The organism is Stutzerimonas sp. VN223-3, from assembly GCF_045999685.1.
Taxonomy (GTDB): domain Bacteria; phylum Pseudomonadota; class Gammaproteobacteria; order Pseudomonadales; family Pseudomonadaceae; genus Stutzerimonas; species Stutzerimonas stutzeri_AR.
Genome location: NZ_RBEC01000001.1, coordinates 793761 through 816514, shown reverse-complemented (window position 1 = coordinate 816514; position 22754 = coordinate 793761). Strand labels below are relative to the sequence as shown.

Below are 22754 nucleotides of genomic sequence, written 5' to 3'. Positions count from 1 at the left end.
GGGCACAGGCCTGCACCGGACTCGGGCGAAGCCTTGTACGCATTGGAGGGAGCAATGATTACAACGTTCCATGGCGCAGCCAACCGGCCAGGCATGCGTCACAAATTCGACTAGAGGTGATGAAACAAACGCGCAACTAACCAGGGTTGCGCCGTGCCTGATGCAGTTTGCTCATCAATTCGGCTTCAGACTGGGAAAGACCGCAGGACTGCGTCAGATCATCGATACTGGCACCCATTCCGACCAGCTTGGCGGCTTGGGAGAAGGAGAAGTTGTTCGGATCTCGCTGTTCAAGCTGACTGAGCTTTTCTGGCAGCGGGGCAACGATGCGTGACAGCTCGTGCAAGTTCTTGCCCATCCGCACGCTGCCTTCAAGGTAGGTGTCCAGACGGGCACCTAGTTCCTTGATCCGCTTGTCACGGATTTCATCCTGGTGCGCTTGCAACTCGGCCTGGCGCCGCTGACGCCGGAATAGCCAGATGCAACAGCCCAGCAATGCCAGGCAGCACAAGGCAAGCGCGACGACCGCCGCAACCAGCGACGCGATCATGTATCAGATGCTCTCAAGTTCCGCCCATTCTTCTTCGCTCATCATCTTGTCCAGTTCGACCAGAATCAGCAGCTCATTGTTCTTGTTGCAAACGCCCTGGATAAACTTCGCCGACTCGTCGTTACCAACATTGGGCGCGGTTTCGATCTCCGACTGGCGCAGGTAGACCACCTCCGCGACGCTGTCGACCAGAATCCCGATCACCTGGCGATCCGCCTCGATGATCACGATCCGCGTGTTGTCCGACACCGGCGCCGCTTCAAGACCGAAGCGCTGGCGCGTATCGATCACGGTGACCACATTGCCGCGCAGGTTGATGATGCCGAGTACATAGCTCGGCGCGCCCGGCACCGGTGCAATTTCGGTATAGCGCAACACTTCCTGAACCTGCATCACATTGATGCCGTAGGTCTCATTATCCAGACGGAAGGTTACCCATTGCAGGACCGGATCTTCGGAGCCCTGTGCGGAAGTCATTTTCATAGCCCCACCTCTTCAAATACCGCTGTGGCGGTCGATTCTATCGATTACTCGGGCCGCTTGCGCGCACCCTTGGTTTGTAGTTCATTTACGACGGGACGCCCTTGAGATGGCGGGTCGCCCCACTGGCGATCAGCTCGGCAAGTGCAGCCACGTCCACCAACGCACACATATGATCGATCACCGTCCCGGCCAGCCAAGGCCGCTGGATGCGCTGCGAGCGCCATTTGACTTCCCGCGGATCCAGGCGAATCGAGCGGCTGACCTGATGCACCGCCAGCCCCCATTCATAGCCCTGCACCGATATCACGTATTGCAGTCCCTCGCGAAAATCTTCGCGATATCGATCAGCCATTACCCAGCGCGCCGTATCCAGCACCTTCAGGTTCCCGGCCTGGCTCGGCAATATGCCGAGAAACCAATCGGGCTGGCCGAACAGCGGCGTCAGATCCTGCCCGGCAAGCGGATAGATCGAGCCAAGGCTGACCAACGGCACCGCCAGGGTCAGGCCGGCGACATCGAATAACAGACATTCGAACGGTTCCTCGCCCCATTGAGGCTGACCGCTCTGAGGCTTCGACGGCCCACCGGGCAGCTGAACCTGTTGCTCCAAATTCGCGACTGGCTCGACCAATACCGGGGCCATCGGTGCGGGAAATTCGGGCTCCAATTCGAGCAACATTTCCGGCTCGGCAGCCAGCGGCACCACTACCCTCAAGGTTTCAGGCTCTGGCTTGACCTGCCGCAGCGGAACCACCCGCTGGACGTCCCGCTGTTGCTCTTCGAGCACCGCCGCCTGGAATTCGTCGTGACTTACCGATTCGGTCAACTCCATGACCGCATCCTGCAAGAGCGCGTCGAGATAGGACTGCAGCGTTTGTTGCGATCGGCTTTCTTTAAGAACGGTACGGCTCATGAAACCAACTCGTGCGAACCAACTGGATAGGCTATCGGCCGCAACCGCGGTGAACTTGAACCGCAATCGAGCCCGTATGTCGACATTCAGGCGACCTGTGGGGATGTTTGTGCAGCCAGTAGCGCCTTGAGCAGCGCGCGATAGGCAAGTACCGCGCGGCTGTTTGGGTCATGCTGCGAAGGCGTGACGCCGGCGAGACTGGCATCGCGCAAGCGCGTGTCGATGGGAATGAAGGCCTGCCAGAGATTCGCCTGATACCCGTTACGCAGAACCTTCAAGGTATTCATCGATGCCTGGGTGCGCCTGTCGAACATGGTCGGCACAATGGTGTAAGGCAATGCCTGCCTGCGCGACCGGTTGATCATGCCAAGCGTGCTGACCATTCGTTCCAGCCCTTTCAAAGCCAGAAATTCGGTTTGGACCGGAATGACCAACTGCTGACTGGCCGCCAGCGCGTTGACCATGAGCACACCCAGCAGCGGCGGGCTGTCGATAATGGCGTAATCGAAATCCTGCCACAGTTGCGACAGGCTCTTGGCGATTACCAGGCCGAGGCCGTTCTGCCCAGGCGACTGGCGCTCCAGAGTTGCCAGCACGGTGCTCGACGGCAGCAGCGAAATACGCTCGTGGCTCGTTGGCAGCAACAGTTGCCAGGGCAAGCCCTCAGGAACGGATCCCTGATGTTGGAATAGGTCGAAGACGCTGCGATCGAGGTTATCCGGATCATGACCGAAATAGCTTGTCATCGACCCATGGGGATCGAGATCCAGTGTCACAACCCGCTTGCCAGAATCGGCCAGCAGTCCGGCAAGCGCGATGGAGGTGGTGGTCTTACCCACTCCGCCTTTTTGATTGGCTACAGCCCAGACTCTCATAACTCTCATCCATCCGGATCGAACCAGACCGGGAACTGCCGCGTCAGCTCGGCCGACGACGGGGAATTGACGACACCGCTAACGGCACCTAACGATCGGAAGCGATTGCACTTTATGTGCCAGACTGTGGCGCGACTTCAGCAGCGCGAGCATTGCCGCTTCCAACACCGCTTACGCTACGGCGCACATCCAGATTACGCGAGATGACCAGAATAACCCGGCGGTTGCGCGCCCGGCCCTCTGCGGTCGAGTTGTCCGCGATAGGCTGAAACTCACCGTAACCGACCGCGGCCAATCGCGACGGATCCACCCCACCGGCAGCCAGCATCCGCACGACACTGCCGGCACGGGCAGCGGAAAGCTCCCAGTTGGTCGGGAATTTGTCCGTGCTGATCGGCAGGTTGTCAGTAAAGCCTTCCACATGAATCGGGTTACCGAACGGTGCCAGAATCCTGGCGACCTTTTCCAGCAAATCGAACGCGCGATCGTTGGGCAAGGCATCACCACTTGGAAACAGCAGACTCGAGTTCAACTCGATCTCGACCCAGAGCTCGTTGCCCCGTACGGTGAGTTGGTTCGAGTCGATCAAATCGGCAAAGGCCTCACGCATGCTTTGCATGATGCTTTCCAGCGGATCGACCGAGTTCTGCGACGACTGCAACGGCTCGTCGATCTGAGATACGTCCGGTTGCGTTGTATGCGGCCGCTCTTCACCGATGGGGATTGGCTTGACCGCGCGATCTGGTTGATTGAAGACGCCCACCAGCGAATCGGAAAGAATCTTGTACTTGCCCTCGTTGAGCGAGGAGATCGAATACATCACGACGAAGAAAGCGAACAGCAGCGTGATGAAATCTGCGTAGGAAACCAGCCAGCGTTCGTGGTTCTCGGGCTCTTCATGGGATCTGCGCCGAGGCATATTAGATAACTCCCGGCGCGAGCGAGCGATCAGTCACCACATGACACCCACGCGAGGCGGCGACGTTTTGGCGGATGATGATTATTTCAGTGGATGCCATGTTCGTTTCCCGTGTCCGCAGCGCAAGGATTCGCTGTCGGCCTTCGGCCTCTCAATCCATGAAGCCTTGCAGCTTCATTTCGATCGAACGGGGGTTTTCCCCTTCGGCTATCGACAGGACGCCTTCGAGCAGCATCTCGCGGTAGGCGGTCTGCTTCTGCACCACGCTCTTGAGTTTGTTGCCGATCGGCAATACCAGCAGGTTGGCGAAGGCCACGCCGTAAATGGTCGCGACGAACGCAACGGCGATGCCATTGCCCAGCTGGCTGGGATCGGCAAGGTTGCCCATCACGTGAATCAACCCCATCACAGCACCGATGATGCCCACCGTAGGCGAGTAGCCACCCATGCTTTCGAACACTTTTGCCGCACGGATATCGCGGGTTTCCTGGGTATACAGATCCACCTCGAGAATACTGCGGATCACCTCTGGCTCAGCACCATCGACCAGCAGCTGCAAGCCTTTGCGAGCGTAGGGATCAGGCTCGGCTTCAGCGATCGGCTCGAGACCCAGCAGTCCCTCCTTGCGCGCCGTGGCGCTCCAGCCAGTGACCAGGCTGATGCCACGGGCCATATCCACGCGCGGCGGAAAAAAGATCCAGCCGATGATCGACATTGCACGCATGAACACCGGCATCGGCGTCTGCAACAACACGGCGCCGAGCGTACCGCCTAGCACGATCAAGGCGGCTGGCCCGTTAACCAACGCCGAGACGTGACCGCCCTCGAGAAAATTACCCCCGACGATAGCGACGAACGCGAGAACCAGCCCGATGAGGCTGAGCACATCCATCAGATGCACGCCTCGCTCAGGTGATGACCGATCTCGTCAAGGCCATAGATCGCGTCGCTGAGGTTGGCCTTCACCACCGCCATCGGCATGCCGTAGATGACACAGCTGGCCTCATCCTGCGCCCATACCTGACTGCCGCATTGCTTGAGCATGCGCGCGCCTTCGCGGCCATCGGCACCCATGCCGGTCAGCACGACCGCCAGTACCTTGTCATTGAATGCCTTGGCAGCGGAGCCGAACGTGACGTCCACACAAGGCCGGTAATTGAGTCGCTCGTCACCTGGCAGAATGCGCACCGCGCCGCGCCCGTCGATCATCATCTGCTTGCCGCCGGGCGCCAACAACGCAAGACCAGGGCGCAGCAGGTCGCCATCTTCGGCTTCCTTGACGCGGATATTGCAGAGCTTGTCCAGCCGCTCGGCGAACGCCTTGGTGAACGCTGCAGGCATGTGCTGAATCAGAACGATAGGTGTCGAAAAGCTGGCGGGAAGTTGGGTCAGCACGCGCTGAAGCGCCACCGGACCTCCCGTGGATGTGCCGATAGCAACCAGCCGATACGATTTGCGGCGCGGCGGTGATGCGTGTGTTGGCGTCGGCACCGCAGCGCGTGGCGCCGTTGATGCCAACCCCGCCGGAGCGGCTGCTTGACGAGCTGCTGGAGCTACGGCAGCCGGAACGCTGGAATAAGCACTGAAACGACGATTGCTACGCGAAATCGTGTTGATCTTCTCGCATAGCAGTTGTTTGACCTTGTTCGGATTGCGAGAAATATCCTCGAAGTTCTTCGGCAGAAAGTCCACAGCCCCGGCATCCAACGCATCGAGCGTCACTCGCGCGCCTTCGTGGGTAAGCGAAGAAAACATCAGAACGGGAGTTGGGCAACGCTGCATGATCTGCCGTACGGCGGTGATGCCGTCCATCATCGGCATCTCGTAATCCATGGTAATGACGTCGGGCTTCAACGCCAGCGCCTGATCGATCGCCTCACGCCCATTGGTGGCAGTGCCGATCACCTGGATGTTCGGATCTGAAGAGAGGATTTCCGATACTCGGCGGCGGAAAAAGCCGGAATCGTCCACCACCAAGACCTTGACTGCCATAAAACAACTCCTAGCAGCAGCGGTCCGATCAGGACCACTGCCAGCGGATCAGATCCGGCGCGCGTAACGCTTGAGCATGCTCGGAACATCGAGGATCAGGGCGATACGACCATCGCCAGTGATTGTCGCGCCAGACATGCCGGGAGTGCCCTGCAGCATCTTGCCCAGCGGCTTGATCACCACCTCCTCCTGTCCCACCAGTTGATCGACGACGAAGCCGATGCTCTGGTTGCCAACGCTCAGAATCACCACGTGCCCCTCGCGCTGTTCTTCGTGTTCCGCGCCTCGCACCAGCCAGCGCTTGAGATAGAACAACGGCAGCGCCTTGTCGCGCACGATCACTACTTCCTGACCATCGACCACGTTGGTGCGGGACAAGTCGAGGTGGAATATTTCGTTGACGCTCACCAGCGGGAAAGCGAACGCCTGGTTGCCGAGCATCACCATCAGAGTCGGCATGATCGCCAGCGTCAGCGGTACCTTGATCACTACTCGCGAGCCCTGGCCTTTGTTCGAGAATACATTGACCGTGCCGTTGAGCTGGGAAATCTTGGTCTTGACCACGTCCATGCCGACGCCGCGGCCGGACACATCGGAAATCTCCGATTTGGTGGAGAAACCCGGCGCGAAAATAAGGTTGTAGCTTTCCAGATCGCTCAAGCGATCGGCAGCATCCTTGTCCAGCAGACCCTTTTCTACCGCCTTGGCACGCAAAATTTCCGCGTCCATACCCTTGCCGTCGTCGGTGATCATCAAGAGGATATGGTCACCCTCCTGCTCAGCCGACAACACCACGCGGCCCGTCCGAGGCTTGCCTGCTGCTTCGCGTTCTTCCGGCGTCTCGATACCGTGATCGACGGCGTTGCGCACCAAGTGCACCAGCGGGTCGGCCAGCGCTTCCACGAGATTCTTGTCCAGATCGGTTTCTTCGCCGACCAGCTCAAGATTGATCTCTTTCTTCAGGCTACGCGCCAAATCGCGAACCAACCGCGGGAAACGGCCGAAGACCTTCTTGATTGGCTGCATGCGCGTCTTCATTACGGCGCTCTGCAGATCGGCCGTCACCACATCCAGGTTGGATACGGCTTTGGCCATCGCTTCGTCGCCGCTATTGGAGCCCAGGCGCACCAGACGGTTACGCACCAGCACCAGCTCGCCGACCATGTTCATGATTTCATCGAGCCGCGCAGTATCGACCCGCACGGTTGTTTCAGCTTCGCTCGCCGGCTTCTCGGACACAGCGGCGGCTTTTGGCGCAACCTCCGTCTTCGCTGGTGCCGCAGCGATCTTGCTCGGCGCGGGTGCCGCCGCCGGCTTTGCTGGAGCATCTTTCTTGGCGACCGGCGTGGCAACAGGCGCTGCTGCTACGGCTGAAGTCGCCGCTTCCGGCTCGAACTTGCCTTTACCGTGAAGCTGATCCAGCAGCGCTTCGAATTCATCATCGGTAATTTCATTGCCACCCACCGTGGCAGGCGAGGCATCAGCGACAGGCGCTGCTGCAGCCGGCTCGACGAACTGACCCTTGCCGTGTAACTGATCCAGCAACGCTTCAAATTCGTCGTCGGTAATCTCGTCACTGGCGGGTGCGACAGGCGTCTGAGCGGCCGGTACGGCACTGGGCTCTGCTGCGAACTGGCCGACACCATGAAGCTGATCCAGCAGCGATTCGAATTCTTCGTCAGTGATTTCGTCACCGGCACTCGCGGGCAGAGCGCCAGTGGAATCATCCAGAGCGCCGAGAAATTGCTCGAATTCGTTATCTGCCGTCGAGGTTTCCGGCTCCGGTTCAACCGCAGCGGGCTCGGCAACCGGAACTTCCGCTCCGGCAGGTTCAGCCAGACGCGACAGCGCGGCGAGCAGCTCGGGGGTGGCTGGCGTGACCTCGGTGCGCTCACGCACTTGGGTAAACATTTCGTTGACGGCGTCCAGTGCCTGCAGCACGACGTCCATCAATTCCGAGTCGACGCGACGCTCACCCTTGCGCAGGATGTCGAAGACGTTTTCGGCAATGTGGCAGCACTCAACCAGCTCATGCAGTTGGAGGAAGCCCGCACCACCTTTTACCGTATGGAAACCGCGAAAAATCGCATTGAGCAGCGCGGTGTCATCGGGGCTGCTTTCCAGCTCCACCAACTGCTCTGACAATAGTTCGAGAATCTCGCCGGCCTCTACCAGGAAGTCCTGGAGGATTTCTTCATCGGCGTCGAAGCTCATATTCACCTTCCCCTAAAAGCCCAGGCTCGAAAGCAGATCGTCGACATCGTCCTGCCCGGATACGACATCCTCACGTATATCGGCATGCATCTGCGGACCTTCACCGTTGGAAGGCTCTTTTTCTTGTTTTTTCTTTTCTTGCTCGGCACGCATGGCTTCGCGGTCATGTTGAATGCCGGCCACACGATCAACCTGGCCAGCCATCAGCACGAGATTGAGCAGGCTGCTTTCGAGTTCACTGATCAGACGGGTTACCCGCTTGATCACCTGGCCTGTCAGGTCCTGAAAATCCTGGGCCAGCATTATTTCGCTGAGATTTTGCGACAGCTGACTGCCATCGTTCATGGTGCGCTGGAGGAATTGATCGATGCGCTTGACCAGATCGCGGAACTGCTCGGCATTCATGTCACGGCGCATGAAGCGCTGCCAATCAGCGGTCAGGCTCTGGGCTTCATAGCTTACGTAGTTCACTAAAGGCGCTGACTCTTCGACCAGATCCATAGTGCGATTGGCCGCTTTCTCGGTCATTTCCACGACATACGAAAGCCGGTCGGTAGCGTCAGTGATCGGTGACGGGTCACCGCCAGTGGCGCACGTATCCATCTCCAGCTTTACGATGGCGTTATGCAGCTCGCGGGTGAGCTTGCCGACTTCCTGATAGAGCCCGTGACTACGGGCCTGGTTGAGCTCATTGAACATCTGCGCCGCTTCATCGAAGCGGCCCTGCTGCAGACTTTCGATCAGCTGAGGTGCATGAGCCCTCAGAGTCGCTTCGAACTCTGCCAGGCTTTGTTCTGCTTGCGTCATAGTGCCCTCGCGGCGTTACTTCAGCCGTTGACGCGCTCGAAGATTTTTTCAATCTTTTCTTTGAGCACTTGAGCCGTGAATGGCTTGACCACATAACCGTTTACGCCTGCCTGCGCGGCCTCGATAATCTGGTCGCGCTTCGCTTCGGCGGTGACCATCAACACCGGAAGGTGCTTCAGGCGATCGTCGGCGCGCACAGCTCGAAGCAGATCGATGCCGCTCATCCCGGGCATGTTCCAATCGGTGACGAGGAAGTCGAAACTCCCGCTCTTTAACATGGGCAGCGCGGTCGTGCCGTCATCCGCCTCAGCGGTATTGGTGAAGCCCAGATCGCGCAGCAGATTCTTAATGATCCGTCTCATGGTCGAGAAGTCATCGACGATGAGAATTTTCATGTTCTTGTCCAAGTACACCTCCGTAATCCCGAAATCCCCAGAACCTGCTCACGGTCTGTTGCGGGCCTCATGAATGAAGCTCGTAAGGGCCTCTAATGCTTTTTTTGCGAACCGGCCGTTAACGGGCGCGCCACTCACCAAGGCGAGCACGCAGGCGCGCCGCGCACTGACTATGCAACTGGCTCACCCGTGATTCGCTGACGCCCAACACCTGGCCGATCTCCTTCAGATTCAACTCTTCGTCGTAATACAACGAAAGCACCAGCTTTTCACGTTCGGGCAGGTTTCCGATGGCCTCGGCCAGCGCCTGTTGAAAACGCTCGTCTTCAAGATCCCGGGACGGCTCCGGATGCGCACTGGCGGCATCCTCCCCAAATTCCCCATGTTCGCCTTCCTGAAGTAAATCATCGAAGCTGAACAAGCGACTACCCAAGGTGTCGCCCAGAATGCCGTAGTACTCATCGAGACTCAATTTAAGTTCGGCCGCAACTTCTTGATCTTTAGCGTCGCGGCCTGTTTTGGCTTCAATTGCCCGAATCGCTTCGCTGACCATGCGCGAGTTACGGTGAACCGAACGCGGTGCCCAGTCGCCCTTACGGACCTCGTCGAGCATCGCGCCACGAATGCGAATTCCAGCGTAAGTCTCGAAGCTCGCGCCTTTGCCGGAATCGTATTTTTTTGACGCCTCCAGTAGACCGATCATGCCCGCCTGCATCAGGTCATCCACCTGCACACTCGCCGGCAAACGCGCCAGGAGGTGATAAGCGATGCGTTTGACTAACGGTGCGTATTGATCGATGAGCTGATACTGCGAGTCTTTTGCCTGAGCTTTGTTGTAATACATACCGAGTCCAGCCACTGTCAGTCGTTAGGCTCTGTGGCGGGCCTGACAAGGCGCTCCACAAAGAACTCCAGATGGCCCCGCGGCGTTGCCGGCAGCGGCCAGGTATCGATCTTCTGCGCGATGGCCTTGAACGCCAGCGAACACTTAGCTCGCGGATAGGCCTCGTAGACGGCACGTTGTTTCTGTACTGCCTTGCGCACCGCCTCGTCGTAAGGAATCGCGCCGACGTACTGCAGCGCCACGTCGAGGAACCGCTCGGTCACTTTGGTCAGCTTGGCGAACAGGTTCCGGCCTTCCTGCGGAGCGTGTGCCATGTTAGCCAGCACACGAAAGCGACTGATGCCGTAGTCGCGATTGAGCAGCTTGATCAACGCATAGGCATCGGTAATGGACGTCGGCTCGTCAGTCACGACTAGCAGCACTTCCTGCGCGGCGCGAACGAAACTCACGACGCCATCGCCAATACCCGCTGCGGTGTCGATAATCAGCACGTCGATATCGTGACCAATGTCGCTAAACGCCTGTATCAGCCCGGAGTGCTGCAACGTGGATAGCTGCACCATGCTCTGGGTTCCCGAAGCCGCGGGCACTATGCGAATGCCGCCCGGCCCCTGAATCAGCACATCACGCAGATCGCATTCGCCAGCAATGACGTCGGCCAACGTGCGCTTGGTAGCCAACCCTAGCAGCACGTCGACATTGGCCAGCCCAAGGTCGGCATCAAGCAACACCACCCGGCGACCGAGGTCGGCCAGCGCCAGCGCCAGATTGACCGACACATTGGTCTTGCCGACGCCACCCTTGCCGCCAGTCACGGCAATAACCTGTACGGGATGAATACCCATTTTCAAACGCCTATATCTTGCTGGGGCCCTGAGGCCATCGATGCGTTCAGCCCGAACGCGTCTTCTTTGTCTGTGTCACGGAGCAAAGCGTTCATCCGACCTTCCGTGAAGAACCGTTGTACAGCCCGGAGAACATATCGGCCATGGTCTCTTCGCTGGGAGTCTCTTCGGACTGCAGGCTTACCGCACGGCTGACCAGCTGATGGCTGCGCGGCAGATGCAGATCATCTGGGATGCGCGGCCCATCGGCGAGGTACGCGATGGGCAAATGCTGGCTGATCGTGAGACCAAGCACATCACCCAGGCTTCCCGCCTCATCCAGTTTAGTCAGAATGCAGCCAGCCAGCCCACAGCGGCGATAGTTATGCCATGTCGCTTTGAGCACCTGGCTCTGACTGGTTGCCGGCAGCACCAGATAATTCTTCGATTTGATACCACGATCAGCCAGCGCTTCGAGCTGCATACGCATCATCGGGTCGCCCGCAGGCAAACCGGCGGTATCGACGAGAATCAGGCGCTTGCGGGCCAACGGCTCCAGCGTCTTGCTCAGCGGCTGGCTGGGGTCTATCTGAATGACCGGTACATCGAGGATGCGACCAAGGGTCTTCAACTGCTCCTGTGCACCGATGCGGTAGTTGTCCATGCTCGCCAGGGCAATGCTCTGCGCGCCGTGTTTGAGCACGTAGCGCGCGGCGAGCTTTGCCAGCGTGGTGGTCTTGCCGGCGCCAGCCGGGCCAACCAGCGCGATGATGCCGCCCTCTTCCAGCGGCTCGACCTTGCTGACCTTGATCGCCTGCGCCAGGTACGCCAGCAACATGCGCCAGGCCTGGCGTGGCTCGGACACGGTAGCAACCTTCTCCAGCAACGCGCGCGACAGTTCGGCCGGCAGGCCGATCCGTTGCAGGCGGCGCCAGAGACTGGCCTGTTGCGGACGGCGACTCTGCTCATGTCCCCAGGCAATCGAGCCAAGCTGCACTTCGATCAGTTCACGCAGACCTTGCAGCTCCGAATGCATGGCTTCGACCGCACGCGAATCTAACGACGCAGCCGCGGCGCTGGAAATCGGTGCCGGCTGAACGGCAGCCTCTGGCTTCTCGTCAAGCAGTTGACGGTCTTTACCCGCCTGAGTGCGTGAAGGCGAGCTCAGCTCAGCGTGAGCATTGGCGATGCGCGCCTGCGTTTTGCGCAGTTCCGCCTCGAGCGCCGGATTCGGCTGCTTGGGCGCTGCCGACTCCATCGGGTAATCAAGCACAGCGGTCAACTCGACGCCGCCAGCGACACGACGATTACCCGTGATCACGGCATCAGCGCCCAGCTCGTCACGAATCATCTTCATGGCGATACGCATGTCGGCTGCGAAGAAACGTTTGACCTGCATGGCCTGTACCCTCGGTTAATTCTGACCCACCGTTGAAACGATGGTGACTTGCTTGTTGTCCGGTATTTCCTGATAGGCCAGGACGTGAATGTTCGGTACTGCCAGCCGGGCGAACCGCGACAGCATCGCGCGGACCGGACCTGCCACCAGCAGAATCGCCGGCTTACCCAACATTTCTTGACGCTGTGCCGCCTCTACCAGGGAACGTTGCAACTTTTCGGCCATTCCCGGCTCCAGAAGAATGCCATCTTCGGAACCTTGACCAGCCTTCTGTAGACTATTGAGCAATATCTGTTCCAACCTTGGCTCAAGCGTGATGACAGGTAGCTGCGGCTCAAGCCCCACAACGTTTTGCACGATTGCACGCGAGAGCGCGACCCGCACCGCAGCCACCATCATGGCGGGATCTTGACTCTTTGCGGCGACGTTAGCGATAGCCTCGGCGATGGTGCGGATATCGCGAACCGGAACCTGTTCCTGCAGCAACGCCTGCAACACCTTGAGTAGCGTCGACAACGAAATCATTCCAGGCACCAGCTCTTCGGCAAGCTTCGGCGAACTCTTGGCCAGCAGTTGCATAAGTTGCTGGACCTCTTCATGCCCCAGCAACTCGTGAGCATGTTTGTGCAGCACCTGGTTCAGGTGAGTCGCGACTACAGTACTGGCATCGACGACGGTGTAGCCGAGCGACTGTGCCTGATCGCGCTGGCTGGCCTCGATCCACACCGCTTCCAGCCCGAATGCCGGGTCCTTGGCGGCGATTCCGTTGAGCGGGCCGAATACCTGGCCCGGATTGATCGCCAACTCGCGATCCGGATAGACCTCGGCTTCGGCCAGACTCACACCCATCAGCGTCAAGCGGTAGGCGTTAGGCAGCAGGTCGAGGTTGTCGCGGATATGCACTGAGGGCATCAGGAAACCAAGATCCTGCGAGAGCTTCTTGCGCACGCCCTTGATCCGCGCCAGCAACTGACCACCCTGGTTGCGATCGACCAGTGGAATCAGCCGATAGCCCACCTCAAGCCCGACCATATCTACCGGGGTCACATCATCCCAGCCAAGCTCCTTGGTTTCTGTCGCACGCTGCGCTGGCAGCATTTCCTGTTGTTTTTGAACTTCCTGCTCGGCCTGTTGCTTGACCTGTTTCTGCCGATGCCAGATCCAGTAGGCGCCGCCCGCAGCGACCGCACCCAGGCCGAGAAACGACATATGCGGCATGCCAGGCACCAGGCCCATGGCGATCATGATTGCGGCTGACACGGCCAGCGCCTTGGGCGAGGCGAACATCTGCCGGTTGACCTGCTGGCCCATGTCCTCGGAGCTGGTAACACGGGTAACCATGATCGCCGCCGCGGTAGACAGCAGCAGCGAGGGGATCTGAGCCACCAAGCCGTCACCGATGGTCAACAACGCGTAGATCTCTGCTGCCTCGGCAAAGCTCAGGCCGTGCTGTGCCATACCGATGCCCATACCACCGAGCAGATTGATGAACAGAATCAGCAGACCGGCGATGGCGTCGCCACGCACGAACTTGCTGGCACCGTCCATAGAACCGTAGAAATCAGCCTCAGAGGCAACTTCGACGCGACGCTTTTTAGCTTCGTTCTGGTCGATCAAGCCAGCGTTGAGATCGGCGTCGATGGCCATCTGCTTGCCAGGCATGGCATCCAAGGTGAAGCGGGCGCTGACCTCGGAAATTCGCCCAGCACCCTTGGTGACCACCACAAAGTTGATGATCATCAAGATCGCAAAGACCACCACGCCGACTACATAGTTACCGCCGATCACTACGTTGCCGAACGCTTCGATCACATGACCGGCTGCCGAACCTCCTTCATGGCCATGAATCAGCACCACACGAGTGGACGCAACGTTCAGCGCCAGACGCATCAGCGTCGCAACGAGCAGAATCGTCGGGAACACTGCGAAGTCGAGCGGGCGCAACGCGTAAACGCTAACCAGCAGAACGACAATGGACAACGCGATGTTGAAGGTGAACAGCACGTCCAGCAGGAATGCCGGCACGGGCAGCATCATCATGCCCAGCATTACGAGCAGCAGCAGCGGCACGCCGAGATTGCCGCGGCCAGCGCCCGCCAGACCATTGCGGATATTGATGAGTTGCGTGCGATCCAATGGAGACCCCGGCAAGCAGAACAAAGAATTGACGCAAAGCGCGCCCTGCCGGGGCTATAGCAAGAAGGAGTCCAACTTGTTCCAGACTGCTGCGAGGGGCTTGGATAGCGCCTGCCGCCCAGATGGATGCTGCACTGGCCAGCGGTATTCGAACCGACCGGGGACTGAACAGTCTCACCCCTAGCAGCGCCGCCCGAGGTCACAGAGGCCGAGACGGCGCCAGCTACCAGCGGCATTTCCGCTTCTTTTCACTTCACAGGAGTTTTGCCATGAAACAGTGGATCATTGCGGCACTCGCCAGCTGCACGGCCATGGGCTTACAAGCCGAAACCCTCAGCGTGCCGGTCAAGGCCGTGACAGCTCAAGGCATCGGCGAGTCCGTCGGCACTGTCAAGATCGAAAGCAGCCAGTACGGGCTGGTATTCCGACCCGCGCTGTCCGGCCTGGACTCCGGCGCTCATGGTTTCCACATTCATGCCAAAGGCAGTTGTGAACCGGCAGACAAAGACGGCGAAGCCGTCGCAGCGGGCGCCGCCGGAGGCCACTGGGACCCGAAGAACACCGGCAAACACGGCGAGCCCTGGGGCGAAGGCCATATGGGCGATCTCCCAGCACTGATGGTCGACGACGAAGGCAAGGCCAACCAACCGGTCCTCGCGCCCCGCCTGAAAAGTCTTGGCGACATCAAGGGCCTGGCATTGATGGTCCACAAGGGCGGCGACAACCATTCCGACCATCCACAGCCGCTCGGTGGTGGAGGCGCAAGGGTTGCGTGTGGGGTCATCGAATAAGAGCGGCTGGAGGCTGGACGAGGGCTATAGTCCAGGCCACGGTGGGCCGAGGCCCACCCTACAAAAAAGCAGCGGAGCGCCGCCCAATCCACACTATAGGGCGTGCCGCGGCGGCGGTTTCGCGGCATGCTCCGGACCACGTAGGGTGGGCTTTAGCCCACCAAATCACGCTCGCATACCGCCACGGCGGTTGAAGCGGAGTGCCGCGCGGCCCACGCTACTACTTTTTTTGTCGGTTTTTCGCTATTCATCCCGGCGCAAGTCCGGCGGAATAGGCAGATTGCTCAGCGGATCAGGCCGCTTGCCCTTGCCAGAACGGTACTGGCGTAGCTGGTAGACATATGCCAGTACCTGCGCCACCGCGAGGTAAAGACCCGCCGGAATTTCCTGCTCGAGCTCGGTGGAGTAGTAAACCGCCCGCGCCAGCGCAGGTGATTCGAGAACCGTCACCTGATGCTCCTGCGCGATCTCGCGAATCTTCAACGCGAGGAAGTCGCCACCCTTGGCCACCAGCATTGGCGCCCCACCCTTGTCACCGTCATACTTCAGCGCCACAGCAAAGTGCGTCGGGTTGGTAATGACCACATCGGCATCCGGCACGGCCTGCATCATCCGGCGCTCGGCCATTTCGCGCTGCATCTGGCGAATCCGCGATTTAACCTCGGGTTTGCCCTCGCTGTCCTTGTATTCGTCGCGCACTTCCTGCTTGGTCATCATCAGCTTCTGCTTGTTGTCCCAAAGCTGGAACGGCACATCCACCGCCGCGATCAGAATAAGCCCGCAGGCCATCCACAATGCGCACCAGCCCACGACCTCAGCGCTGTGCATGATCGCCAAATCCAGCGGTTGCTTAGCGATCGACAGCAAATCGTCCTCATAAGCGCCCAGCACCGCCAGCGCCACCAGCAGTACCACTATGAATTTGGCCAACGCCTTCAGCAGCTCGACCAGCGCATGGGTAGAAAACATCCGCTTCAACCCGGAACCGGGGTTCATCCGGCTGAACTTGGGCGCCATTGACTTGCCCGAAAACAGCCAGCCGCCGAGCGAAATCGGACCGATGATGGACACGATCAGCAGCGCGATCAGCAAGGGCATGATGGCCTCGAGCGCGATCATGCCGCTGCTCATGAGCAGCCGCACCATGGCATTTTCGTCCAGCAGCGTTTCCCGGCTGAGTTCGAAACTGCCCTGCATCATTGCCATCAGGCTGCCCGCCAGGCTGCCGCCGGAGGCCAGCAGAGCGCCGATCCCACCCAGGGTGACCGCTACGGTATTCAGCTCGCGGGAACGGGCAAGCTGACCTTTCTCGCGAGACTCACGAAGACGTTTCTCCGTGGGTTCTTCGCTTTTATCGGCACCGCTTTCGCTCTCAGCCATGCGAGGCCTCCCGAAGCTGTAAAGAAGGCAAAGGCGAGTGCATTAGCGCAGCCCGATCAGTTCACGAAGCATGCCCAGCGCCTCGCTGACGAAGGTCTGGTATTGCGCCAGGATGTCGGCCATACCGATCCAGACGATGACCAGACCGAGCACCAGTGTCAGCGGGAAGCCGATCGAGAAGATGTTCAGCTGCGGCGCCGCACGCGTCATCAGGCCGAAGGCCAGGTTGACCACCAACAGCGCGGTGATCGCCGGCAAGACCAACAGCAACCCCGCGCCCAAGACCCAGCCGAGCTTTCCGGCCACTTCCCATAAGTGATTGGTGCCGACCAACCAACCGCCGATCGGCAAAGTAGTGAAGCTTTCGGTGAGGATTTCCAGCACCACCAAGTGACCGTTCATGGTCAGGAATAGCAGGATCACCAGCATATTGAAGAACTGGCCGATCACCGGCACCGAGACACCGTTGGCTGGATCGACCATCGACGCGAAGCCCAAACCCATCTGCATGGCAAGCAACTGCCCGGACACGATGAATACCTGAAAGAACAACTGCAGCACGAACCCGAGCATCACGCCGATTAGAATCTGCTCGGCAATCAACATCATTGCCTGTGCACTCAGCGCCTCGACCACTGGCACTGGCGGCAACCCCGGTACCAGCACGACGGCGATGGCGACCGCCAGATACAGCCGTATGCGCATCGGCACCAACTGGGTTCCGATGATCGGCATGCTCATCAGCAGCGCCGCGATGCGAAACAGCGGCAGCAGAAACTGCCCCACCCACGCGCCGATCTGCGCGTCGCTCAGCTCCAGCATCAGCCGATTATCAGCGGGATGTTCTGGATAAGGCCCTGGGTGTATTCCATCAACTCACGGACCAGCCAAGGTCCTGCCCAGATCAGCGTCAACAGCATGACCAGCAGGCGCGGCAGGAAGCTCAGGGTTTGTTCGTTGATCTGCGTGGCTGCCTGAAACATCGCCACCACCAGACCGACCAGCAGGCTCGGGACCACCAGCACACCGACGAGCATGGCGGTCATCCACAGTGCTTCACGAAACAGGTCAACCGCGACTTCGGGTGTCATGACGAAACTCCGATGGGCTTATAACGTGCCGAAACTGCTGGCGAGCGTGCCGATGATCAGGCCCCAACCATCGACCAGCACGAACAGCATGATCTTGAACGGTAACGAAATGATCAGTGGCGAAAGCATCATCATGCCCATCGCCATCAGCACGCTGGCTACCACCATGTCGATGATCAGAAACGGGATAAAAATCATGAAGCCGATCTGGAAGGCCGTCTTCAGCTCTGACGTCACGAATGCCGGTACGAGTATGGTCAAGGGAGCCGCGTCCGGCGTCTGGATATCGGTACGCCTGGACAGCCGCACGAACAGTTCCAAATCACTCTCACGGGTCTGCGCCAGCATGAAGTTCTTGAGCGGGACTTCAGCACGGGCGATCGCGTCGGGAGCCGACAGCTGCTCATTCAAATAAGGCTGCACCGCTTCGTTATTTATCCGCTCGAACACCGGCGCCATGATGAACAGCGTGAGGAAAATCGTCAGGCCGACGAGGATCTGATTCGAAGGCGTCTGTTGCAGGCCCAGGGCTTGGCGCAGGATGGAGAAGACGATAATGATCCGGGTGAAGCTGGTCATCAGCATGACGAACGCCGGAATGAAACTCAGCGCCGTCATGATCAGCAGAATTTGCAGGCTGACCGAATATTCCTGCTGGCCTTCAGCATCGGTGCTCAAGGTAATCGCTGGGATCGACAATGGATTATCGCCCTGGGCGATCAAGCCTCCGGCATCCTGACCCAAGGCGAGCGGAGCGGCCAGCACCAGCAGGACCGCCAACAACAATCGAAACATCAGGGCTTGTCCTTCTGATCCCTGCCAAGCAGCTCCATGAGGCGCTGGGCAAACTCCGGGTTGGCCGGCTCGGCGTCCGGCAAATGGACGGGTTCTTCAAGCACATGCAGAGGCGTGATGCGGCCAGCACTCAGGCCGAGCAAAACCTGTTCGCTGCCGACCTGCACCAGCACCAGCCGCTCACGCGGGCCCAGCGCATGGCTGGAAATCAGCTTGATGGCCTGGTTGCCGCGCGGATTGAGCTGTTGCATTCGACGCAGGAGCCAGGCAAGCAGAAAAATCAATCCGATCACCAACAGCAGCCCGAACAGCAGCTTGGTCATCTGCGTGCCCATGCCGCTGCTGTTCATGCTCGCCGATGGCTCGGCTGCCATCGCCGGCAAGGTCAGCAATAGCGGAAGGAAGGCCAGGATTCGCATGTCAGCGCAACTTCTTGATGCGTTCGCTCGGGCTGATCACGTCGGTGAGACGGATGCCGAACTTCTCGTTTACCACCACCACTTCGCCGTGAGCAATCAAGGTGCCGTTGACCAGGACATCCAGCGGCTCGCCTGCCAGCCGGTCGAGTTCTACGACCGAGCCCTGGTTGAGCTGCAGCAGGTTGCGAATGCTGATTTCGGTGCTGCCGACCTCCATGGATATCGACACCGGAATATCGAGTATCACATCCAGGTTCGGACCCTCAAGCCCGGCCGGTACGGCCGCCGGCTTCGGGCTGCTGCCGAATTCTTCCAGCGGAGCGCGCGGCGGTGCCGGCGCCGCTGCCGGCCCCTGATTCAACAGCGCGTCGATATCGTCCTGGTTGGCGTCTCCCGCCTCTGCCAACGCCGAAGCCCATTCATCGGCAAGCGCCTGCTCTTCGGCGGAAGTGTTTTCGTGTTCGTCTGCCATCGCTAGTCCTCGATCGGCTGGTAATTGAATTGGGGCTGGATCAACGTGGTCGCAATACGGATTCCAGCACCTGCAGGGCCAGGTTGCCCTTGTGCGCACCTAGCTTGACCTTGAAGGACGGCATGCCGTTGGCGCGCATGATCATGTCTTCGGGCATTTCCACCGGTATCACGTCGCCCGGTTGCATGTTGAGAATGTCGCGCAATTTGAGTTGGCGCCGCACAACCGTCGCACTGAGCGGCACATTCACGTCGAGGATGTCCTCGCGCAGGGCGTTGACCCAGCGTTCGTCCTGGTCGCTGACATCCGATTGGAACCCGGCGTCGAGCATTTCGCGGATCGGCTCGATCATCGAGTACGGCATGGTCACGTGAAAGTCGCCACCGCCACTGTCGAGTTCGATATGGAAGGTCGAAACCACCACCACTTCGCTGGGGCTGACGATGTTGGCCAATGCCGGATTCACTTCCGAGTGCACGTACTCGAAGTTGACGTCGAGCACCGCGTGCCAGGCTTCCTTCAGATCGACGAAGGCCTGGTCCAGCACCATACGCACGACGCGCAGTTCGGTCGGCGTGAACTCGCGCCCCTCGATCTTGGCGTGCCGACCGTCGCCACCGAAGAAGTTGTCAACGAGCTTGAACACCAGCTTGGCGTCGAGGATAAACAGCGACGTTCCGCGCAGTGGCTTGATTTTCACCAGATTGAGGCTGGTCGGCACATACAGCGAATGCACGTACTCGCCGAATTTCATTACCTGCACGCCACCCACCGACACATCTGCCGAGCGACGTAGCAGATTGAACATGCTGATGCGGGTGTAACGGGCGAAACGCTCATTGACCATTTCCAGCGTAGGCATGCGCCCACGGACGATGCGGTCCTGGCTGGTCAGGTCGTAACTTTTGATGCTGCCCGGTTCGGCATCGCTCTCGGTATCGACCAGACCATCGTCCACACCGTGCAAAAGCGCATCGATCTCGTCTTGCGAGAGCAGGTCTTGAACAGCCATCTACAGCGACCCCTATTGCAATACGAAGTTGGTGAACAGCACTTGCTCGATGGCAAGCTTGCCGATTTCCTTCTGCGCCAGCTCCTGAACGCTGGCAGTGGCCTTCTGCCGCAGCATCTCCTGTCCTACCGGCGTGGCCAGGGTGGCGAACTCCTGACTGGAAAACAGCATGACCAGTTGATTGCGCAACAGCGGCATGTGTTCCTTCAGCGCATCGAGCGCCGCCTGATCGCGGGACATCAGCGCCACGCTGACCTGCATGTAACGCTGCCGGCCACCGGTATTACTGAAGTTGACGATGAACGCCGGCGCCAATACTTCATAGATCGCCGCCTGGTGCTGTGGTGCCGCCTGAGTATCAGCGGACTCGTCCGATTGTTGTTCAGTGTCGCCCCGGCTCATGAAGTAAATGGTACTGCCCACCGACACCCCGACCGCCAGCAACAGGCCAAGCACGATCAGGATAATCAGCTTGAGCTTGCCTTTGCCATCCGGAGCTGCAGCGCCAGGATTCGCTACATCTGGAGGTCCCTGTTTCTTAGCCATGCCAAATATCCGTCATCACGCGTGATTTCACTCGCATCAAAGCGTTACGAGCAACTGCTGTGCCAAAGTATCGACCAGGCAAGGGGCGCCGTAAACGATTGCCGGACGCCCCGGCTGATTTCTGACGAATAGTCAGTCGACGAAAACAAGAAAACCGGGCGTCTAGCCCGGTTTTCGGTTGTCGGCAAAAACGATTGTCAGGCGTAGTAATCCACGAGCCCGCGATCACCGCTGATACGGCTGCTGCTGATCTCCATGGTGCCGTGAGTGAATTCATCGTCCCCGCCAGCCAGCCCGCCGGTCGCAGCACTCTTGCCGCGCGACTCGCCGCCCCCTTCACCCTGCCAACCGCGCGAGAGGGACTGGTCCGAAACGTTCACGTCCATGGTCATTCCCTGTTGCGCGAACATGTCGCGCAATCGCTGCATCTGTCCTTCCAGCGCATCGCGGACACCCGCATGAGGGCTGAGGAAAGTCACCTGGGTCTGGTCCTTGTTCATGTCGATGCGAACTTCCATGCGGCCCAATTCGGCCGGGTCGAGCTGTATCTCGGCGGATTTGAGGTTCTGACTCGACAACCACATCACCCGATCGACCACCGCCTCGGTCCAGCCCGATTGCTGAATTTGCACTGGCTGTCCGGGTACGAGCGTCGACCGCTGTGCCTGCTGGGCCTGGTTCTGCTGGGTGATCGCCTGGGTCAGCGGATTGAGCCGGTTGGCTGCGGCATCGGCTGCGCTTGTGCGGCTCTCCTTCGGCGCGTCCAGCTTGTCGAGCAACTCACCGAAACCCTCTTCCAGCGAGAGCTTGTCGAGATCTTCGGAAAACTCCTCGCCTGCCAGCAGGCTCGCCGGGAGCACGTCCTGCGCATCCGCTGACGCTCCATCCTGCATAACGAGGTCCGAGAGCGGAAGCTTCTGCGTCGCAGACTGAGTCTCGAGCAACGCGCGTTGGCCGACCAATGCCTCCTCGCCCTCGCCCTCAGCATTTATCGCGGTTGCCTGTGCCTGAGCCAAGCCAGCCAGGAACTCGCCGCCGGTCGGCGGCTGCGCGGCCAGCGGATCGTCAGTGACTTCACCCTGCCCGCCCATGCCCAGCAGCAATAGCGGGTCCAGCTCCGCTTCGTCGCTTTGCGCGGCGTCATCAGCCGCCACCTCGTCACCAGGCAATTCGTTGCCGGCCTCGGCCGTATCCGGCTTTTGGGTGCCGCCCGCCTCGGCAGTTTCCTGACTTGGCTTCTCGTTCACCGGCTTGTCACGGGCAGGCTTTGCCGCAGCGTCCGAGCGCTCGGCCGGTTTGGCCTGGCGCTCTTTCGCGTAAACGTTCGCGAAGCTGGAAGGCTCGTCCCGGCTGGCTTGTGGGGCTGGTTTGGGGGACGCGCTCGCAGCCTTGGCGGCAGCCGTAGGCGTCTTGATATTGAGCAACAGATCGGGGGAAACGGCCATGGGTCTTTCCGCTGAGATTGATGACGTGCGTTTTCTAAAGCAAAGTCCAGGCCAGCGGCGCTACCCATCTGTTCTTGCCCACCACGATGGGCTTGATGGAGATGATGCGAGTGCGACGAAGAACGCAAAAAAATCAGGCAAGCCCGCCAAAACGCTGGCGTTCGGCACGATAGAGAATGCGCACAATGGCGAACTCACGCTCGATGCGCTCGATCAGCTCAGGCGCATCGCCAAGCTGTTCACGTCTTGCGAACTCTTCCAGTTCGCGACAAAGTTCCGCCAGCAAGGCTGCGCCCATGTTGCTGCAGCTCCCCTTGAAGCTGTGCGCGGCTTGGCGAAGGCTTTCCGCCTCGCCTCCCTGGCAGGCGTTCTGCAACAGGCGCAGCCTTTCTTCCGAGTCGACCAGAAAGGTGTCCAGCAGCACCGGATACTCCGCTTCCATCACTTCCTGA

Annotated in this window: 25 protein-coding genes; 1 reads left to right on the top strand and 24 read right to left on the bottom strand. The window is 59.6% G+C overall.

Annotation, left to right across the window (positions count from 1 at the left end; genetic code table 11):
* Positions 1–136: 136 nt before the first annotated feature.
* The 14 genes from D7241_RS03785 to flhA form a co-directional block, all read right to left on the bottom strand.
* Positions 137–550 carry a DUF2802 domain-containing protein gene (locus D7241_RS03785; RefSeq protein WP_408100366.1) on the bottom strand — a complete coding sequence of 138 codons (414 nt, stop codon included), beginning with the start codon at positions 548–550 and terminating at the stop codon, positions 137–139.
* Positions 551–553: 3 nt separating this feature from the next.
* Complete coding sequence (locus D7241_RS03780; RefSeq protein ID WP_255980356.1) at positions 554–1033, bottom strand: chemotaxis protein CheW; 480 nt, start codon at positions 1031–1033, stop codon at positions 554–556.
* Positions 1034–1118: 85 nt separating this feature from the next.
* The gene (locus tag D7241_RS03775; protein ID WP_408100365.1) at positions 1119–1946 is read right to left on the bottom strand and encodes a CheW domain-containing protein; all 828 of its coding nucleotides are present in this window, start codon (positions 1944–1946) and stop codon (positions 1119–1121) included.
* A gap of 86 nt (positions 1947–2032) precedes the next feature.
* Positions 2033–2821: a ParA family protein gene (locus D7241_RS03770; RefSeq protein WP_255980360.1), complete on the bottom strand. Its 789-nt coding sequence runs from the start codon at positions 2819–2821 to the stop codon at positions 2033–2035.
* 112 nt (positions 2822–2933) lie between these two features.
* Positions 2934–3740: a flagellar motor protein MotD gene (gene motD / locus D7241_RS03765; protein ID WP_408100364.1), complete on the bottom strand. Its 807-nt coding sequence runs from the start codon at positions 3738–3740 to the stop codon at positions 2934–2936.
* A 151-nt stretch (positions 3741–3891) separates the two neighbouring features.
* Positions 3892–4632, bottom strand: coding sequence for a flagellar motor protein (locus D7241_RS03760; RefSeq protein ID WP_255981045.1), 741 nt, complete (start codon positions 4630–4632; stop codon positions 3892–3894).
* A complete protein-coding gene (locus tag D7241_RS03755; protein ID WP_255980364.1) occupies positions 4632–5732 on the bottom strand; it encodes a chemotaxis response regulator protein-glutamate methylesterase in 1101 nt (366 codons plus the stop codon). Before D7241_RS03755 ends, D7241_RS03760 begins: the two co-directional genes overlap by 1 nt.
* A gap of 48 nt (positions 5733–5780) precedes the next feature.
* The gene (locus D7241_RS03750) at positions 5781–7946 is read right to left on the bottom strand and encodes a chemotaxis protein CheA (RefSeq protein WP_408100363.1); all 2166 of its coding nucleotides are present in this window, start codon (positions 7944–7946) and stop codon (positions 5781–5783) included.
* 12 nt (positions 7947–7958) lie between these two features.
* The gene (locus D7241_RS03745) at positions 7959–8753 is read right to left on the bottom strand and encodes a protein phosphatase CheZ (protein ID WP_408100362.1); all 795 of its coding nucleotides are present in this window, start codon (positions 8751–8753) and stop codon (positions 7959–7961) included.
* 20 nt (positions 8754–8773) lie between these two features.
* A complete protein-coding gene (locus D7241_RS03740; protein ID WP_243604701.1) occupies positions 8774–9148 on the bottom strand; it encodes a chemotaxis response regulator CheY in 375 nt (124 codons plus the stop codon).
* Positions 9149–9266: 118 nt separating this feature from the next.
* Positions 9267–9992: an RNA polymerase sigma factor FliA gene (fliA, locus tag D7241_RS03735; RefSeq protein ID WP_408100361.1), complete on the bottom strand. Its 726-nt coding sequence runs from the start codon at positions 9990–9992 to the stop codon at positions 9267–9269.
* Positions 9993–10009: 17 nt separating this feature from the next.
* Positions 10010–10837: a flagellar synthesis regulator FleN gene (gene fleN, locus D7241_RS03730; RefSeq protein ID WP_255980374.1), complete on the bottom strand. Its 828-nt coding sequence runs from the start codon at positions 10835–10837 to the stop codon at positions 10010–10012.
* Positions 10838–10928: 91 nt separating this feature from the next.
* Complete coding sequence (gene flhF / locus D7241_RS03725) at positions 10929–12215, bottom strand: flagellar biosynthesis protein FlhF (protein WP_408100360.1); 1287 nt, start codon at positions 12213–12215, stop codon at positions 10929–10931.
* A 15-nt stretch (positions 12216–12230) separates the two neighbouring features.
* Positions 12231–14351 carry a flagellar biosynthesis protein FlhA gene (flhA, locus tag D7241_RS03720; protein ID WP_408100359.1) on the bottom strand — a complete coding sequence of 707 codons (2121 nt, stop codon included), beginning with the start codon at positions 14349–14351 and terminating at the stop codon, positions 12231–12233.
* Between the two features lie 269 nt (positions 14352–14620).
* On the opposite strand from flhA, the gene sodC reads away from it, so the two are divergent.
* Entirely contained in the window at positions 14621–15142 is a 522-nt protein-coding gene (sodC, locus tag D7241_RS03715; protein ID WP_255980380.1) for a superoxide dismutase [Cu-Zn] SodC, read from the top strand.
* 243 nt (positions 15143–15385) lie between these two features.
* Here sodC and flhB read toward each other — a convergent pair whose 3' ends face one another.
* The 10 genes from flhB to D7241_RS03665 form a co-directional block, all read right to left on the bottom strand.
* Positions 15386–16522, bottom strand: a complete 1137-nt coding sequence (flhB, locus tag D7241_RS03710; RefSeq protein ID WP_408100358.1) for a flagellar biosynthesis protein FlhB — start codon at positions 16520–16522, stop codon at positions 15386–15388.
* Between the two features lie 42 nt (positions 16523–16564).
* On the bottom strand, positions 16565–17344 hold the full coding sequence (fliR, locus tag D7241_RS03705; RefSeq protein WP_255980384.1) for a flagellar biosynthetic protein FliR: 780 nt from the start codon (positions 17342–17344) through the stop codon (positions 16565–16567).
* A complete protein-coding gene (gene fliQ, locus D7241_RS03700; protein ID WP_408100357.1) occupies positions 17344–17613 on the bottom strand; it encodes a flagellar biosynthesis protein FliQ in 270 nt (89 codons plus the stop codon). The genes fliR and fliQ overlap by 1 nt, the downstream gene beginning before the upstream one ends.
* Positions 17614–17631: 18 nt before the next feature.
* On the bottom strand, positions 17632–18408 hold the full coding sequence (gene fliP, locus D7241_RS03695; RefSeq protein ID WP_408100356.1) for a flagellar type III secretion system pore protein FliP: 777 nt from the start codon (positions 18406–18408) through the stop codon (positions 17632–17634).
* A complete protein-coding gene (gene fliO, locus D7241_RS03690; protein ID WP_255980390.1) occupies positions 18408–18827 on the bottom strand; it encodes a flagellar biosynthetic protein FliO in 420 nt (139 codons plus the stop codon). Before fliO ends, fliP begins: the two co-directional genes overlap by 1 nt.
* A 1-nt stretch (position 18828) precedes the next feature.
* Positions 18829–19299 carry a flagellar motor switch protein FliN gene (fliN, locus tag D7241_RS03685; RefSeq protein WP_408100355.1) on the bottom strand — a complete coding sequence of 157 codons (471 nt, stop codon included), beginning with the start codon at positions 19297–19299 and terminating at the stop codon, positions 18829–18831.
* 40 nt (positions 19300–19339) lie between these two features.
* Positions 19340–20311 (bottom strand): flagellar motor switch protein FliM, encoded by a 972-nt coding sequence (fliM, locus tag D7241_RS03680; protein ID WP_255980394.1) that lies wholly within the window; start codon positions 20309–20311, stop codon positions 19340–19342.
* A 12-nt stretch (positions 20312–20323) separates the two neighbouring features.
* The gene (fliL, locus tag D7241_RS03675) at positions 20324–20857 is read right to left on the bottom strand and encodes a flagellar basal body-associated protein FliL (RefSeq protein ID WP_408100354.1); all 534 of its coding nucleotides are present in this window, start codon (positions 20855–20857) and stop codon (positions 20324–20326) included.
* A 197-nt stretch (positions 20858–21054) separates the two neighbouring features.
* Entirely contained in the window at positions 21055–22302 is a 1248-nt protein-coding gene (locus D7241_RS03670; RefSeq protein WP_408100353.1) for a flagellar hook-length control protein FliK, read from the bottom strand.
* Positions 22303–22435: 133 nt separating this feature from the next.
* Positions 22436–22744, bottom strand: a complete 309-nt coding sequence (locus tag D7241_RS03665; RefSeq protein ID WP_408101182.1) for an Hpt domain-containing protein — start codon at positions 22742–22744, stop codon at positions 22436–22438.
* Between the last annotated feature and the right edge of the window lie 10 nt (positions 22745–22754).